This window comes from Sphingomonas sp. AC435, from assembly GCF_979253005.1.
The window spans coordinates 541,135-556,122 of record NZ_CEEDCJ010000001.1 but is presented as its reverse complement, the minus strand read 5'-3'; the positions used below and the strand labels follow the sequence as shown (position 1 = coordinate 556,122).

The window sequence follows — 14,988 nt, the reverse complement described above, 5'->3', positions numbered from 1 at the left end:
GGTCGCGCCTATTCGTTACGGCGACGAGCAACCCCGTCCCGCCATGGTCGTTGCGACGAGCGAAGCGTGACGCGCAATGACGCTGCCCGGCCGCGGATCGCGTCCATCGTTCGTCCCATCTCGCGCGCGATCTGCGCGATGGTTTGCTTGGCCGTCACACGCCGGCGTAGCTCGGCGTCGGCCTCGCCCGTCCAGCGTGCGCCATGCTGATCGGTCACCCGAACATGTCCTTGTGTCGCCTGCGATCGTTGCCCGCTTTGCGTTGAACTGACCCGAGCAGGGTGAACGAAGATATCGCGGATGACATTGTCAGGCCCGCGCTCAAGGTAGCCGTGAAGATAACGCGTCGATTAACCGGCATTCGGCGATCGTCGAGGCGTCGCAGCGCCCCCATTTGGCGATCTCGTCACGTAGCGTCTGCAGATCGGCAAGTTTGCGATCGATCTCAGCGATGTGCAGCACGGCCATTTCATCAACCGCATCACATGATCCGCGCGGGTCGTCCGCCAGGCGTAGCAGGTCGCGCACCTGATCGAGTGTAAAGCCAAGGTCGCGCGAGCGCTTGACGAAAGACAGGCGATCAAGGTGTGACCGGTCATAAAGCCGGTAATTTCCGCCGTTGCGGCGTGGCGCATCGATCAACCCTTCGCCTTCGTAATAGCGGACGGTTTCGACCTTCAGGCCGGTCAGTTTCGCGATTTCGCCGATCTTCATGCGCCGCCCCTTGACCCTCTAGTAGGATGAGGGTGCATATGGGGGGTCCGACGCGCGAATCGAGAGCATTATGGCGGACGACTGCTGTTCCAGGAAAGGCGATACAATCGCGCAGCTCGGCCGAAAGGCCGATCAGCGGCGCGTGCTGATCGTCGTCATGGTCATCAACTTCGTCATGTTCGTCGCCGAGTTCGGCGGGGGCGTGTTCGCGCGGTCGTCGGCACTGATGGCGGACTCGGTCGACATGCTCGGCGACGCGGTCGTCTATGCACTCAGCCTCTACGCGCTGAGCCGTGGCCCGCGTTGGGAAGCCGGGGCGGCGCTCGCCAAGGGCGGCATCATCCTCGTGTTCGGCATCGCGGTCGTGTTCGAGATCGTAAATAAAGTTATCAACGGCGTACCGCCTTCATCGACTCTGATGCTGGCGTTCGGCAGCGCTGCACTCATCGCGAACCTAACCTGCCTCGCCATGCTGTGGCGGTTCCGCTCCGAGAACGTGAACATGTCCAGCACATTTGAATGTTCGCGCAACGACGTCGCTTCTAATGTCGGGGTGCTGGCTGCCGCTGGCGTGGTGGCGATGACCGGCGCGGCTTGGCCCGACATCGCGGTGGGCGGCATCATCGCCCTCATCTTCCTGCGATCGGCATGGCGGGTACTCGCAGAAGCGATTCCCGCGTGGCGCCAGGCTGGACCGATGTTGCCGAGAGTCTTGCGATGACTGCCATAATTAGCCGCGCCATCGCCATGACTATCCCATCATCGGCGTTACTGCTACGGAGCGACCCGTGCGACGCCTGCTGAACATCCTTGCCTGCCTCATGCTCGTCTGCTCCCTTGGAGCGACGGCGACGGCGCACGCGCTGGAACGGCCGGATGCCAGCATTAGCGCAAGCGAGACGCCGGGCGAACAAATCGCCGAAGGCCATACGCCCGACGATGCCGATCAGGTGCCCTCGGATGGCGACAAGGGATATCCCCACCATCATGGCGGATGCCACGGCGATCATGTCGCAGCGCCGACAAAAGTCGCCAGCACTACCCTGATGCGCAACCTTCGCCTTGCCCCCGTTTTCGCAGGCCGATCGATGCTGCCTCTGTCCACGGCCGATCCCGCATTGAGGCCGCCACAAGCCTGACAACCCGTTAACCCCGCCGGCTGCTACCGCGCGGGGCAAATAAGGTTCGTCAGGAGTCATCATCGATGCATCGTACAATCGCGGCCTTCATGGTCGCGGCGTCCCTGGCCAGTGCGGCCGGGGCGCAAACGTCACCGCCGCCCGGTATCCCGGCGGCGACCACTTCGTCACAGGCGACGCCCGCCTTTTCGCTCGACGCCGCGCTTGGCGCTGCCGGCATGCCATCGGCTGCCGGTACGCCGGCAACAGGCACCACCTCCGGCGCGGCGGCGTCCGGTTCCGGCGGCAGCACGCAACCCGCGCTGCCTTCGATCGGAGCGGCGACCGCGAACGTCGCGGCCGCAACCGCCGCAAGGCGTGTAGCCGGGCTGCGCCCCAATCCCGAGTTTCAGACGCAGGTCGAAAATATCGGCGGCAGCGGTGCCTACAGGGGTGTCCGGAGTTCGGAGACAACAGTCGGCGTGGCGCTGCCGCTCGAGCTGGGCGGTAAGCGCCCCGCGCGTGTCGCCCTTGCGGCTGCTCGTCTGACCCGCGCACAAATCCAGTCCGAGATCGCGCGGGCCGATCTGCGCTTGAGGGTCACGCAGCTCTACATCGAGGCCGCTGCGACCGAGCGTCGCTCTGAGGTACTGGCGGAGCAGGCGGGGATTGCCAATAACGCGTTCCGCGTATCGAGCGAACGCGTGAAGGCCGGTGACGTCAGCCCGATCGAGCAACAGCGCGCGGACGTGCTGCGTATCAACGCGCAGGTCGCGGCCGATAGCGCGACCCGGCAGGCGCAGGCAGCGCGCGCCAATCTCGAGACGTTGCTCAATACAGCCGTAATGGGACCGCTCGACCGAGCCTGGTTTGAGCGGATCGATGGCTATGGACCACAGCGACCAGTCGATATCGAGGGGACGCTGGCGCTCGTTGCGGCACAAGCCGATGTTCGCACTGCCGATGCGCAGGTTCGCGTTGCCCGCTCGTTGCGGGTTCCGGACTTGACGGTCAGCGCGTTCGCGCGACGACTGGCGGCGACCAACGACACTGCGGCCGTCGTCGGCCTTTCGATCCCGATACCGTTCTTCAACAACGGCAGCGCGTTCGTCGCGCAGTCGCAGGCTGAACAGACCCAGGCGCAAGCGCTGCGTAGTCTGGCGATCGTCGACACCCGTCAGCAGATTGCCAGCGCGCAGACCGAAGTGGCCAATGCTGCCGCTACGGCACGGGCGGCGGGTGGTCCCGGCTTGGCCGCGGCGCAGGAAGCTGCGCGCATCGCTCGGATCGGCTGGAGCCAAGGCAAGTTCGACCAGATCGCGCTCCTCGATGCCGAGCGCACGCTGTCACAGACCCGTCAGACCTATGTCGATGCGCTCGCCGCGTACCACGACGCGCAGGCTCGGCTCGACCGGCTCACGACGCCGGCCCCCACGATTTCCGGAGATGAACGATGATGAAGGATAAGCGCCTGCTTGGCGGCGGCGCGGCCGTCGCGCTCGTCGCCGCCCTCGGTGGTTTCGGCGTCGCCCGCTGCACCGCGGACAAGCCTTCTGCCAGTGAAGCCGCAGCCGGCAATACGGCCGCGCCTGCACCCGAAGAGAAAGCATCCGACACGGTGGCGATGACCGCGCAGGCGATCGAGCAGGCCGGCATCGTGACCGAGACGATCAATCCCGGCGGGCTCGGCGCGGAGATCGTCGCACAGGCGACGGTGAGCGCGTCGCCGCAAGGCGAGGCGATCGTCAACGCCCGTGCAGCCGGTGCCGTCACGCGGCTGATGAAGCGGCTCGGCGATCCGGTGCGTGCCGGCGAGACGCTGGCGATCGTCGAAAGCCGCGATGCGGCACAGATCGCGGCCGATCGCAGTGCTGCGGCTGCCAAGTCGACGCTGGCGCAAAAGGCGCTCGCACGCGAAAGCTATCTCTATCGGCAGAAGGTCTCGGCGCGGGTCGAGCTGGAACAGGCACAGGCGGAAGCCGCCTCGGCCGCGGCCGAAGCGCGACGCGCCAGCGTCGCGGCGGGCGCCGCGCGCATCACGTCCGATGGACGCGGCGTGCTGGTGTCGAGCCCGATTTCAGGCCGCGTCACCTCGGAGAATGTCAGCCTGGGTGCCTTCGTCCAGCCCGAAACCGAGCTGATGCGCGTCGCCGATGCGTCGAAGATACAGGTCGAAGCTGCGGTCGGACCGACCGACGCACAGCGGCTTTCTCCCGGCGATCGGGCGATCATCGAATTGCCCGATGGGCGGACGGTGGAGGCGCGGGTACGCGCCATCACGCCGGGCCTCGCCAACGACACGCGCTCGGCGACCGCAGTCCTTGATGTGACGGGAACACTGCAACCGGGTCTCGCGGTGCGAGTGCGTCTACTCCCGAGCCGGGGCAGCACGTCGAATGCGATCGTGGTGCCGGAAGATGCGGTCCAGACGCTCGAAGGGCGCGATGTCGTGTTCGTACGGACCGCCAAGGGCTTCCGCGCACAAAACATCACGATCGGACAGCGCAGCAATGGCCGCGTCGAGATCCTGAAGGGGCTGCCCGCTGGCAGCCAAGTCGCGACCAAGAACGCATTCCTGCTCAAGGCCGAACTCGGCAAGGGCGCGGGTGAGGAAGAATAGACCATGATAGCCAACCTCATGGCGCTCTCCGTCCGCGCCCGCTGGACGGTCCTAGCCTTATTTCTCGTCATCGCTGGCCTCGGCGTGTGGCAGCTTACCAAGCTGCCGATCGACGCGGTGCCCGACATCACCACCAAACAGGTTCAGATCAATACGGTCGATCCGCGGCTCTCACCGGTCGAGATCGAAAAGCTCGTTACCTACCCGGTAGAGATCTCGCTCGCCGGCATCCCCGGCCTCGAAACGACGCGCTCCATCTCACGCAACGGCTTCAGCCAGGTCAGCGCGATTTTCACCGACAGCACCGACCTCTACTTCGCGCGGCAGCAGGTCGGCGAGCGCCTCCGACAGGCCGCCGAGAACTTGCCGGACGGCGTGGAACCGCAGATCGGACCGGTAACGACCGGCCTCGGCGAGATCGTCATGTACACAGTCGGCTACGCTAATCCGGACGGAAAAGGCGCGAAGAAGGTGGCGGGACAACCCGGCTGGCAACCCGATGGCAGCTACCTGACGCCGGAAGGCGAACGGTTGACCGACGCTGTCGAGAAAGCCGGTTATCTGCGCACCGTGCAGGATTGGATCATCGGTCCGCAGCTTCGCTCGGTGAAAGGCGTGGCAGGCGTCGATTCCATCGGCGGCTTTGCCAAGACGTTCGTGGTCGAGCCCGATCCGACAAAGCTCGCCAGCTTCGGCATCTCGTACAGCGAGCTGGGGCAGGCGCTTGAAAACGCCAACCTCGCGGTCGGCGCCAACTATTATAACAAGGGCGGCGAAGCCTATCTCGTGCGCGTCGACTCCCGCGTGCGGACGGTCGACGAAATCCGCAACGCAGTCGCGGCAACGCGCGGCGGAACGCCGATTACGATCGGCCAGATCGCCAACGTCCGCATCGGCGGCGATCTGCGCACGGGTGCGGGTAGCATGAACGGGCGGGAAGCGGTGATCGGCACGGTACTGATGCTGATCGGGCAGAACAGCCGCGTCGTTGCCGAACAGGCGTCAATCAAGCTCGATCAGATAACCAAGACCCTGCCAAACGGGATACAGGTAAAGGTAGTGCTGAACCGGGCCGAGCTGGTCGGCGCTACGGTGGCTACGGTGCAGCGCAACCTGACCGAGGGCGCGATCCTTGTTGCGGTTGCGCTGTTCCTGCTGCTGGGCAACTGGCGTGCCGCGGTGATCGCGGTGCTGGTAATCCCCTTTTCGTTCCTGATGATGGCCATGGGAATGAACGCGTTCAACGTCCCCGGCAATTTGATGAGCCTGGGAGCACTCGACTTTGGTCTGATTGTGGATGGCGCAGTCATCATCATCGAAAACTGTCTCGCCAGATTGGCGCATCGACAGGAACATGAAGGCCGGTTGCTCGCGCTTCGGGAACGGCTGGAAGAGACGATGCGGGCGGCGCAGGAGATGATCAAGCCGACCGTTTTCGGGCAAGCTATCATCCTACTCGCATTCGCGCCGCTGCTGACCTTCACGGGCACCGAAGGCAAGACGTTCTCGCCGATGGCGATCACGATCATGCTGGCGCTGGTGGCGGCATTCGTGCTTGCGATCACGCTTGTTCCCGCACTGGTTGCTATCCTGATCAGCGGCAAGGTCGCGGAAAAGGACGTGTGGCTGATCCGCAAGTCCAAGGAGCGCTATCTCCCGCTGCTAGATCAGGCGATTGCGCGGCCGTGGCCGTTTATCCTCGGCGGACTTGCCTTCTTCCTGGCGGCGATCCCGGCGTTCGGGTTGCTGGGATCGGAATTTATCCCCCAGCTTGACGAAAAGAACCTGGCTTTCGCGTCCACACGCGTGCCCTCGGTCAGTCTCGAACAATCGCTGCTGATGGAGCGCAAGGTCGAGGAGGCGGTGAAGAAAATCCCCGAAGTTTCCTTGATGTTCTCCAAGACAGGTACCGCAGAAGTCGCGACCGACCCGATGCCGCCGAACGTCTCGGACGGTTTTGTTATCCTGAAGCCCCAGGATGAATGGGCCGAGGGCGTTACCAAAGCCGATGTCGTCGCCAAGATTGAAAAGGCGACGGGCGGACTGCTCGGTAACCTTTACGAGGTCAGCCAGCCGATCCAGCTTCGCTTCAACGAGCTGATTGCCGGCGTCCGCGGCGACGTCGCGATCAAGCTCTACGGTGACGATCTCGACAAGATGTCGCAGACCGCGAATGAGATGGTGCGTGTCCTGCAGACCGTCCCTGGTGCCACAAGCGTCAAGGCCGAACAGGTCGGTGGCGCGCCGGCGCTCGACGTGAAGCTCGACCGTGCGGCCATCGCGCGGCTCGGCCTCACGGTGCGCGATGTATCCGATACGATCGCGGCAGGCTTGGGCGGGCGTGAATCGGGATTGGTATACGAGGGCGATCGTCGGTTCGACGTCACCGTGCGCGTGCCCGAGGCGACGCGTGCCAACCTCGACGACATTCGGTCGCTGCCAGTGCTGCTGCCGGAAGTCGAAGGACGTCCCCGGGCACAGGTGCCGCTTGCACAGGTGGCACAAATCCGGCTGACCGAGGGGCTGAACCAGATCAGCCGGGAGAACGGAAAGCGTCGTGTCGTCGTTCAGGTAAACCTTGGCGGACGCGATGCGGGCTCGTTCGTGGCAGAAGCGCAGGCAAAGATCGCGAAAGTGAAGCTGCCGGCCGGCTACTACCTCGAATGGGGTGGTCAGTTCGAGAACCTGCAGGCGGCCTCGGCACGCTTGTCGATCGTCGTGCCGCTCTGCTTCCTGGCGATCTTCGGGCTGCTCTACATGGCGCTCGGCGGATTCGGCAGGGCTGCATCGGTGTTCCTGGCGGTGCCGCTGGGGCTCGCCGGCGGCGTGTTCACGCTCGCCTTAACCGGGATCAACTTCTCGGTGTCGGCGGCCGTGGGGTTCATCTGCCTTGCCGGTGTGGCGGTGTTGAACGGGCTCGTGGTGATGACCGCGATCCGGGATCACAGCGAAGCTGGGATGCCGGTCGCGGAGGCGATCCGGGCAGGCATGGCCGACAAGATGCGGGCGGTCATCATGACCGGGTTCGTGCCCGCGATCGGCTTCGTGCCGATGGCGCTCGCGCACGGCACCGGCGCGGAGGTGCAGAAGCCGCTCGCCGTCACCGTGATCGGTGGGCTCGTCGCCGCGACGATCCTGACGCTGCTGGTCCTTCCCGCCATCGCCAAGGTCGTCTTGGGGGCGACGTCAGGCAAACGAACAAAGGATGACGACCAACCGACCGACGCACACGAGGGGGCCACGGCATGACGATGATGAAACTGCTGCGGGTGTATACCGACGAGAATGCGTATTTTGGGGACCGCAAGGTCTTCGAACTCATTGCCGAGCGGGCGCGTGACGCCCGTCTCGGCGGTGCGACGGTGATCGAGGCGATGATCGGGATCGGGCGATCGGCGCACACGCACCGTCGTCATATCCTCGAGAACGATCGATCGGTGGTGATCGAGATCGTCGACGACGAGGCGAAACTCCGGACCTTCATAGCGGGACTGCGCGACTTGAAGGGTATCGGCCTGATAACGCTGGAGGCGGTGGAAATCGTCGCCCTTCATGCCGATGCGGACGCGGGCGATGACGGACGTTGAGCATGGCGCCGCGATCGAGAATGTCGTGATTCTGACGGCATCTCCGCTGCGCGTGTGGTCGGTCCTCACGGACTTCGCCGCGCATTCGCAATGGAAGCCGTTCACCCAACTCGCGGGTGAAGCGGTCGAGGGTGGCGAGGCAACGTACAGCTTCCTCATCGGAGGGCTTGGGAAGCCTGTAACGACGGCGGCCGACATCACCCGTGTCGAAAAGCCGGTCGCGTTCGCCTGGACCGCGGGGGTGGCGAAGCTTCTGCAGTTCGAAGAAATTTATGAGCTGGAGCGCGATCCTGTCGGCACCCGCTTGCGACATAGCTTGTGCCTTCACGGCTTCCTTAGCGGGATGTGGACAGCGCTGCTGCGCCGGAAACTACAGGCCGGACTCGTGCAGTCCGACCTGTGTCTGGACCGCCAATTGCGGCGGTTGGCAGTGCAACCCGGTGTGAAGCCGCGTCCTGCGTCGCCACGTCATGGCGGTCGGAAAACCCGGGGGCACAGATGATACCCTTTCGAACCGGATTTGGCCGTGCCGGTGTCTGTCTCGCGCTGGCGCTCGCCGCCTGTTCCGAGCAACCCCAGAAGGGGCCGCCAACCGAGCAGGAAATTCACGCCGGCGACAGCGGCGTGGCGAGTGGGGCGCCTGGCCGCCATCTCTACCGATGCGACGACGATCAGACGCTCATCGTTGATTACAAGGATCAGGGCCTCACGGTCGAGTTCCGGCGCGACGCGCGCGCGGCGCCGACCGTCCTGACCGCGCCGATGCAGGGCCTCCAATATGTCGGCGACGTGGAAAGCGCCACCTTCGCCGGCAATCAGATCAAGATCGAGGCACCGGGCAAGCGCCCGATCCTCTGCACGAAGGAAAACGCGTCATGATGGCAACGCTCTATGGCTGGGAGCGCTGACGATGGCAGCGCTCAAGTTCTCCCTGATCCCTATGGTGGCGATCATTATCGGCGCGCTCATTGCGGGTTGGCGCACGCCTGGCGAGAAGCTGGTAGCGGCGATGCAGCATCTCGCGGCTGGCGTGGTGTTCGCCGCGGCAGCGACCGAGATCCTGCCGCTGGTGATGCACGGCGGATCGCCAACCGCGACGCTAATCGGCGGCGCGATCGGTGTCGCGGTGATGCTCGGCCTCAAGGCGGCGGAAAGCCGATTTGAAGGCCCCGTGGCGCTGCTCGCCGCGATCGGGCTTGATCTGGCGATCGATGGCCTGGTCCTCGGCCTCGCTTTCATTGCCGGCGAGAAGGCGGGCACCCTGCTGGCGGTCGCATTGACGCTCGAAGTGCTGTTCCTGGCCCTGACGCTGACCAACGACCTGACGTCCCGGTATCGCAAGATTAAGGCGATCAGCCTGACTTGCGCACTGGCACTGCTGATGCCGGTCGGCGCGCTCGTCGCGCAACCGGTGGCGCTCCTGTCACCGGCGTGGATCACCGGTTTCCTGAGCTTCGGCCTCATGGCGCTGCTCTACCTCGTCACCGAAGAGCTGCTGGTCGAGGCGCACGAGAAGCCGGACTCACCACTCATCAGCGCCATGTTTTTCGTCGGCTTCCTCGCGCTGCTGCTGATCGAAGAGATCGCGATGTGACCGGCCTTATCGTGGGCGTCGTCCATAGGCGCTGCAACAAACCCCGTCAGGAGAAGAGAATGTCGATCGTCACGGCGCGGTGCGCGCTTCTGGCCGCCATGGTTGCCCTGTCCGCATGTTCCGGCGGCAAACCAGCAGGGCAGTTCGCATCGAACGAAGCGGGTGCGACCGATGCCATCCACGGATCGAACGCTGCCCACGGACAGGCCGGGATGGCGATGCAGTCGACCGGCGATCCCGATGCCGACTTCCTGCGCGGGATGATCCCGCATTATCAAGGTACGGTGAAAATGGCGCGCGCCGAGATAGCCAACGGAACTGATCCGAAGATCCGTGCGATGGCGCAGGAGGTGATCCGGACGCAGCAAGCCGAAATCCAGACAATGCAGACATGGCTCGCCGAGCGGCAGGCCGCGAAGAAGGAAGCCCGATAATGGCCCACGACCACGGCGAAGCCGGACATAGCCACGACCATACGGCCGGTGCCAACGCGAAGATGCTCAGATGGGCGCTAGCGCTTACCGCGACCTATTTGGTTGCGGAAGTGGTCGGCGCCTTTGTGTTCAACAGTCTCGCGCTGCTGTCCGATGCGGCGCACATGATGACCGATGTCGCCGGTCTCGTTATCGCGTTGATGGCGATCCATCTTGGCAAGAAGGCTGCCGACGACAAGCGGACGTTCGGTTACAAGCGATTGGAGATCCTCGCCGCGACCTTCAACGCGATGCTGCTGTTCGTCGTCGCCATGTATATCCTCTACGAAGCGATCCAGCGCTTCCGCGAGCCGCAAGCGATCCAGTCGACCGGCATGTTGATCGTCGCGGTCATCGGCCTGATCGTAAACTTCGCCTCGATGCGGCTGCTGACCGCTGGCAAGGACGAGAGTTTCAACGTCAAGGGGGCGTATTTGGAGGTCTGGGCCGACATGATCGGCTCGGTCGGCGTGATCCTGGGCGCGCTTGCGATCCGGTTTACGGGCTGGACCTGGGTCGATCCTATCATCGCCGTCGGCATCGGGCTTTGGGTGCTGCCGCGAACCTGGGTGCTACTCAAGGGCACGATCAACGTGTTGTTGGAAGGCGTGCCTGGCGGGCTGAAGCTGCCGGAAATCCGGTCTGCGATCGCCGCCATTCCGGGTGTTGCTGGCGTTCACGACCTGCACGTCTGGTCGATGGCTACCGACGAGATCAACTGCACCGCGCACGTGACGCTCGGCGAGGGTGTTGATCCCGATGGCGTCAGGGTTGCGGTCACGACGACGCTCGATGAAAGGTTCGGGATCGAACATTCGACGATCCAGACCGAAGCGCCTTCGCAAGCGTGCGAGGACGATCAACACCTTCACCGCTAGTCAGCGAGACGATTAGAAGTCACAACCGGCGGATGCTCTATGTCGTCATCAAGGCACTGATCTCCGGTGCGATCATCGCGGCCGTGTCGGAAATCGCCAAGCGAAGTCCCGGCATCGGCGCGTTGGTTGCATCGTTGCCGCTCGTCTCGGTGCTGGGCATGATATGGTTGTGGCGCGACACGCAAGATCGGGCTTTGATGGCCTCACACGCCGGCGCGACGTTCTGGTTCGTGTTACCGTCGCTGCCGATGTTTCTGCTGATCCCGGCGTTGCTTGATCGCCATGTGCCGTTTTGGCTGTCGCTTAGCGCAGGATGCCTGCTGACAATGCTGCTTTATCTTGGGCTAGTTTTTATCGCGCCGCGCCTCGGTGTGCGCCTCTAACGTCATTGTCGCCGCATGCCGGTTTGCGGGACGATCCGCCCCGCATCTTTGTTACTTCATGGTCGGCACGGCGTGTGATCGACACCGTCGACGCGATCCTGGACGACGGACGTACATCCAAACGCAGCTGCTTGTTGAGCATAAGGCCAAGAACAAGGATGGATTTAATTCAGATATCTGTTAATCTGGATATATGGAAAATGACTCGGCAATTTCAGCACTAGGTGCGCTCGCACAAGGAACGCGGCTCGACGTGTTTCGCCTGTTGGTGCGGCACGAACCGGATGGCCTGGCGGCGGGCGAAATCGCCCGCCAGCTCGACGTGCCGCAAAACACCATGTCCGCACACCTCGGCATTCTGGCCCGTGGCGGACTGGTGCGATCCGAACGGCATAGCCGCTCGATCATCTACCGTGCCGATCTGGGTGGCCTGCGCGCGCTCACGCTGTTCCTCGTCAAGGATTGCTGCGCCGGCAATGCGGAGCTGTGCGCTCCGCTGATCGCCGAGCTTACCACCTGTTGCTGAAAGGACGCCCCGTGGCCGTCGATATCGTCATCTATCACAACCCCGAATGCGGTACGTCGCGCAACACGCTCGGCCTGATCCGCAATGCCGGCATCGAGCCGCATGTCGTGGAGTATCTGAAAACCCCGCCCTCGCGCGCGCTGCTGGTCCAGCTGATCGCCCGCGCCGGGATCACGCCCCGCGAGCTGCTGCGCGAGAAGGGGACGCCCTATGCAGAGTTGGGCCTGGGCGACACGTCGCTGTCCGATGATGCCCTGGTCGACGCGATGATGGCGCACCCGATCCTCATCAACCGGCCGCTGGTCGTGTCGCCACTCGGCGTAAGGCTGTGCCGGCCGTCCGAAGCCGTTCTTGATCTGCTGCCGGGCGATCAGCTCGGCGCATTCGCGAAGGAGGACGGACAACAGGTAGTCGATGCGTCGGGGCAGCGCGTCGCCTGATGCTGCTTGCCGTCCTGATCTTCGTCGCCACGATCGCGCTCGTCATCTGGCAACCCAAGGGCCTCGGCATCGGGTGGAGCGCGATGGGTGGTGCCGTCGTGGCGCTGCTCGCGGGCGTCGTCACGTTGTCCGACGTGCCGGTAGTGTGGGGCATCGTCTGGAACGCGACGGCCGCGTTCGTCGCGATCATCGTCATCAGCCTTTTGCTAGATGAAGCCGGCTTCTTTGAGTGGGCGGCACTGCATGTCGCGCGCTGGGGCAGGGGGCATGGTCGCCGACTGTTCGTCCTGATCGTGCTGCTCGGCGCGGCGGTGTCCGCGCTGTTCGCCAACGATGGCGCGGCGCTGATCCTGACGCCGATCGTCATCGCCATGCTGCGGGTACTAGGCTTCAAGGACAATGCGACGCTCGCGTTCGTCATGGCGGCCGGGTTCATTGCCGACACGGCCAGCCTGCCGCTGGTCGTGTCGAACCTCGTCAACATCGTGTCGGCCGACTTTTTCAAAATCGGGTTCGGCACATATGCGTCCGTCATGGTGCCGGTCGACCTGGTATCGATCGCCGCCACGCTCGGCGCGCTGCTGCTGTTCTTCCGGCGCGACATACCGGAAGACTATGACGTAGGCGCGCTACGTGCGCCCCGCGAAGCGATCCGCGACGTCGCGACCTTCCGCGCCGGTTGGATCGTCTTGGCGCTATTGCTCGCCGGCTTCTTCCTTCTCGAACCGCTTGGCGTGCCGGTCAGCGCCGTCGCCGCTGCTGGCGCAGTCCTCCTGCTGGTGATCGCGGGGCGGGGCCATGTGATCCAGACCGGCAAGGTGCTGCGCGGCGCGCCGTGGCAGGTCGTGATCTTCTCTCTCGGCATGTACCTGGTCGTCTATGGCTTGCGGAACGCGGGCCTGACCGACCATCTGGCCGCGCTGCTCGATCGCACCGCTCAAGGCGGCGTGTGGGGCGCCGCGTTCGGCACAGGTGTGATCGCGGCCGTCCTGTCGTCGGTGATGAACAACATGCCGACCGTGCTGGTGGGGGCGCTGTCGATCGACGCCACCCACGCCACGGGCGCGATCAAGGAAGCGATGATTTATGCCAACGTCATCGGCTGCGATCTGGGTCCCAAGCTCACGCCGATCGGCTCGCTTGCGACGCTGTTATGGCTTCACGTCCTCGGCCAGAAGGGCGTGCGGATCGGATGGGGCTATTACTTCCGCGTTGGCGTGACGCTCACCGTTCCGGTGCTGCTGGTCACGCTTGCCGCCTTGGCATTGAGGATCACGATCGGATGACAGCCCTGATTTACATCGGCGCGGCGCTTGCCGAGATCGGCGGATGCTTTGCTTTCTGGGCATGGCTTCGCATGGGAAAGTCACCCTTGTGGCTTGCTCCCGGCGTCGTCTCACTGATCCTGTTCGCATGGCTCCTGACCCGCGTGGACAGCGATGCCGCAGGACGGGCGTATGCCGCTTACGGCGGCATTTACATCTGCGCATCGCTTGCCTGGCTCTCGGCTGTCGAGGGCGTGCGGCCCGATCGCTGGGATGTCAGTGGAGCGGCGCTCTGTCTGATTGGCACCTGCATCATCATCTTGGGACCACGAACCGCTTGATGCCGCTACGCACTCTCCACGATCCCGACACCTTGCCGGCGCTTGATCCTGCCTATGCCATCGAGCGGCCGGCCCTAGGGCTCGGATCGCTCGATCCCGCTCCGCGTATCCTGTTGCTCTATGGCTCGCTGCGCGAACGGTCCTTTTCCCGGCTGTGCGTCGAAGAAGCGGCGCGCTTGCTCCGCTTCTTCGGGTGTGAAACGCGCATCTTCGATCCCTCGGAGTTACCGTTGCCCGATCAGGTCGCCGACGACGACCATCCGGCCGTTCACGAGCTGCGTGAACTGTCCTTATGGTCGGAGGGTCAGGTGTGGTGCAGCCCCGAACGGCACGGCCAGATTACCGGCATCATGAAGCTGCAGATCGATCATCTGCCGCTGTCGATGGGCGGGATGCGACCAACGCAAGGGCGCACGCTGGCGGTCATGCAGGTATCGGCGGGGTCGCAGTCGTTCAACAGCGTCAACACGCTACGCGTGCTGGGCCGTTGGATGCGGATGGTCACGATCCCGAACCAGTCGAGCGTTGCCAAGGCGTTCAATGAGTTCGACGATGCCGGGCGCATGAAGCCGTCCAGCTACTATGACCGGATCGTCGATGTGATGGAGGAACTGGTGCGGTTCACGGTGCTGCTGCGCCCTCATGCGGTCCAGCTCGTCAATCGCTACTCCGAGCGCAAGGAGGCTGGGGTGCCAATCGACAGCGTAACGGACCTGTCGAGTATCGCCACAAGCAAATAGGTTTCAGAACCGGAACGTTTACGACACCAGCGAGGGGTTGATCCTGACCCGCCCCTGCCCAAGACTTGCTCGGGAATGCCCGATCAATCTTCGCGTATGGAGGCTTTGATAACGTCATCCGGGATGACCGCTCCTGGTCGAAGCCGCCGTCCAAGGCGGCTGGCGCGAAAGACGTGAATGTCCCAGTTTCAGCCGTCAGGGCGTATCGCCAAGTGAGCTGAACGAACGGCAGGTTTCAGGAGGATGCAGGAACCGGGCGAACGGCCGAGATTGGGGCGCATTCCTGACGACAGTCTTGGGAACAGGTCG

The 14,988-nt window shown here is 64.0% G+C and carries 19 protein-coding genes; 17 read left to right on the top strand and 2 right to left on the bottom strand.

Features of this window, described 5'->3' with window-relative positions:
* Positions 1 to 8: 8 nt before the first annotated feature.
* The gene (locus tag AC0CH8_RS02560) at positions 9 to 218 is read right to left on the bottom strand and encodes a hypothetical protein (protein WP_121905550.1); all 210 of its coding nucleotides are present in this window, start codon (positions 216 to 218) and stop codon (positions 9 to 11) included.
* A 103-nt stretch (positions 219 to 321) separates the two neighbouring features.
* Complete coding sequence (locus AC0CH8_RS02555; RefSeq protein ID WP_121905549.1) at positions 322 to 714, bottom strand: MerR family transcriptional regulator; 393 nt, start codon at positions 712 to 714, stop codon at positions 322 to 324.
* Between the two features lie 70 nt (positions 715 to 784).
* Between AC0CH8_RS02555 and AC0CH8_RS02550 the strand changes: the two genes are divergently transcribed.
* The 17 genes from AC0CH8_RS02550 (at position 785) to arsH (ending at position 14,679) form a co-directional block, all read left to right on the top strand.
* A complete protein-coding gene (locus tag AC0CH8_RS02550) occupies positions 785 to 1,435 on the top strand; it encodes a cation efflux transmembrane domain-containing protein (protein WP_121905548.1) in 651 nt (216 codons plus the stop codon).
* A 67-nt stretch (positions 1,436 to 1,502) separates the two neighbouring features.
* On the top strand, positions 1,503 to 1,853 hold the full coding sequence (locus AC0CH8_RS02545; protein WP_259466931.1) for a hypothetical protein: 351 nt from the start codon (positions 1,503 to 1,505) through the stop codon (positions 1,851 to 1,853).
* 65 nt (positions 1,854 to 1,918) lie between these two features.
* Positions 1,919 to 3,289: a TolC family protein gene (locus tag AC0CH8_RS02540; protein ID WP_465238543.1), complete on the top strand. Its 1,371-nt coding sequence runs from the start codon at positions 1,919 to 1,921 to the stop codon at positions 3,287 to 3,289.
* The gene (locus AC0CH8_RS02535) at positions 3,289 to 4,452 is read left to right on the top strand and encodes an efflux RND transporter periplasmic adaptor subunit (protein ID WP_183128848.1); all 1,164 of its coding nucleotides are present in this window, start codon (positions 3,289 to 3,291) and stop codon (positions 4,450 to 4,452) included. The genes AC0CH8_RS02540 and AC0CH8_RS02535 overlap by 1 nt, the downstream gene beginning before the upstream one ends.
* Before the next feature lie 3 nt (positions 4,453 to 4,455).
* On the top strand, positions 4,456 to 7,701 hold the full coding sequence (locus tag AC0CH8_RS02530) for an efflux RND transporter permease subunit (RefSeq protein WP_465238542.1): 3,246 nt from the start codon (positions 4,456 to 4,458) through the stop codon (positions 7,699 to 7,701).
* Positions 7,698 to 8,039, top strand: a complete 342-nt coding sequence (locus AC0CH8_RS02525) for a DUF190 domain-containing protein (protein WP_121905544.1) — start codon at positions 7,698 to 7,700, stop codon at positions 8,037 to 8,039. The genes AC0CH8_RS02530 and AC0CH8_RS02525 overlap by 4 nt, the downstream gene beginning before the upstream one ends.
* Positions 8,026 to 8,541 (top strand): SRPBCC family protein, encoded by a 516-nt coding sequence (locus AC0CH8_RS02520; RefSeq protein WP_465238541.1) that lies wholly within the window; start codon positions 8,026 to 8,028, stop codon positions 8,539 to 8,541. Before AC0CH8_RS02525 ends, AC0CH8_RS02520 begins: the two co-directional genes overlap by 14 nt.
* The gene (locus tag AC0CH8_RS02515) at positions 8,538 to 8,918 is read left to right on the top strand and encodes a hypothetical protein (RefSeq protein WP_121905643.1); all 381 of its coding nucleotides are present in this window, start codon (positions 8,538 to 8,540) and stop codon (positions 8,916 to 8,918) included. Before AC0CH8_RS02520 ends, AC0CH8_RS02515 begins: the two co-directional genes overlap by 4 nt.
* Before the next feature lie 31 nt (positions 8,919 to 8,949).
* Complete coding sequence (locus tag AC0CH8_RS02510; RefSeq protein ID WP_121905642.1) at positions 8,950 to 9,633, top strand: ZIP family metal transporter; 684 nt, start codon at positions 8,950 to 8,952, stop codon at positions 9,631 to 9,633.
* Complete coding sequence (gene copM / locus AC0CH8_RS02505) at positions 9,630 to 10,067, top strand: CopM family metallochaperone (RefSeq protein WP_259466945.1); 438 nt, start codon at positions 9,630 to 9,632, stop codon at positions 10,065 to 10,067. Before AC0CH8_RS02510 ends, copM begins: the two co-directional genes overlap by 4 nt.
* Entirely contained in the window at positions 10,067 to 10,984 is a 918-nt protein-coding gene (locus AC0CH8_RS02500; RefSeq protein WP_121905640.1) for a cation diffusion facilitator family transporter, read from the top strand. The genes copM and AC0CH8_RS02500 overlap by 1 nt, the downstream gene beginning before the upstream one ends.
* Positions 10,985 to 11,016: 32 nt before the next feature.
* On the top strand, positions 11,017 to 11,367 hold the full coding sequence (locus AC0CH8_RS02495; protein WP_121905639.1) for a DUF3147 family protein: 351 nt from the start codon (positions 11,017 to 11,019) through the stop codon (positions 11,365 to 11,367).
* Between the two features lie 193 nt (positions 11,368 to 11,560).
* Positions 11,561 to 11,893 (top strand): ArsR/SmtB family transcription factor, encoded by a 333-nt coding sequence (locus tag AC0CH8_RS02490; protein ID WP_465238540.1) that lies wholly within the window; start codon positions 11,561 to 11,563, stop codon positions 11,891 to 11,893.
* A gap of 11 nt (positions 11,894 to 11,904) precedes the next feature.
* The gene (arsC, locus tag AC0CH8_RS02485) at positions 11,905 to 12,333 is read left to right on the top strand and encodes an arsenate reductase (glutaredoxin) (protein WP_465238539.1); all 429 of its coding nucleotides are present in this window, start codon (positions 11,905 to 11,907) and stop codon (positions 12,331 to 12,333) included.
* A complete protein-coding gene (locus tag AC0CH8_RS02480; protein WP_465238538.1) occupies positions 12,333 to 13,619 on the top strand; it encodes an arsenic transporter in 1,287 nt (428 codons plus the stop codon). Before arsC ends, AC0CH8_RS02480 begins: the two co-directional genes overlap by 1 nt.
* Positions 13,616 to 13,939, top strand: coding sequence for a YnfA family protein (locus AC0CH8_RS02475; RefSeq protein WP_465238537.1), 324 nt, complete (start codon positions 13,616 to 13,618; stop codon positions 13,937 to 13,939). The genes AC0CH8_RS02480 and AC0CH8_RS02475 overlap by 4 nt, the downstream gene beginning before the upstream one ends.
* The gene (arsH, locus tag AC0CH8_RS02470; protein WP_465238536.1) at positions 13,939 to 14,679 is read left to right on the top strand and encodes an arsenical resistance protein ArsH; all 741 of its coding nucleotides are present in this window, start codon (positions 13,939 to 13,941) and stop codon (positions 14,677 to 14,679) included. Before AC0CH8_RS02475 ends, arsH begins: the two co-directional genes overlap by 1 nt.
* Positions 14,680 to 14,988: the final 309 nt, after the last annotated feature.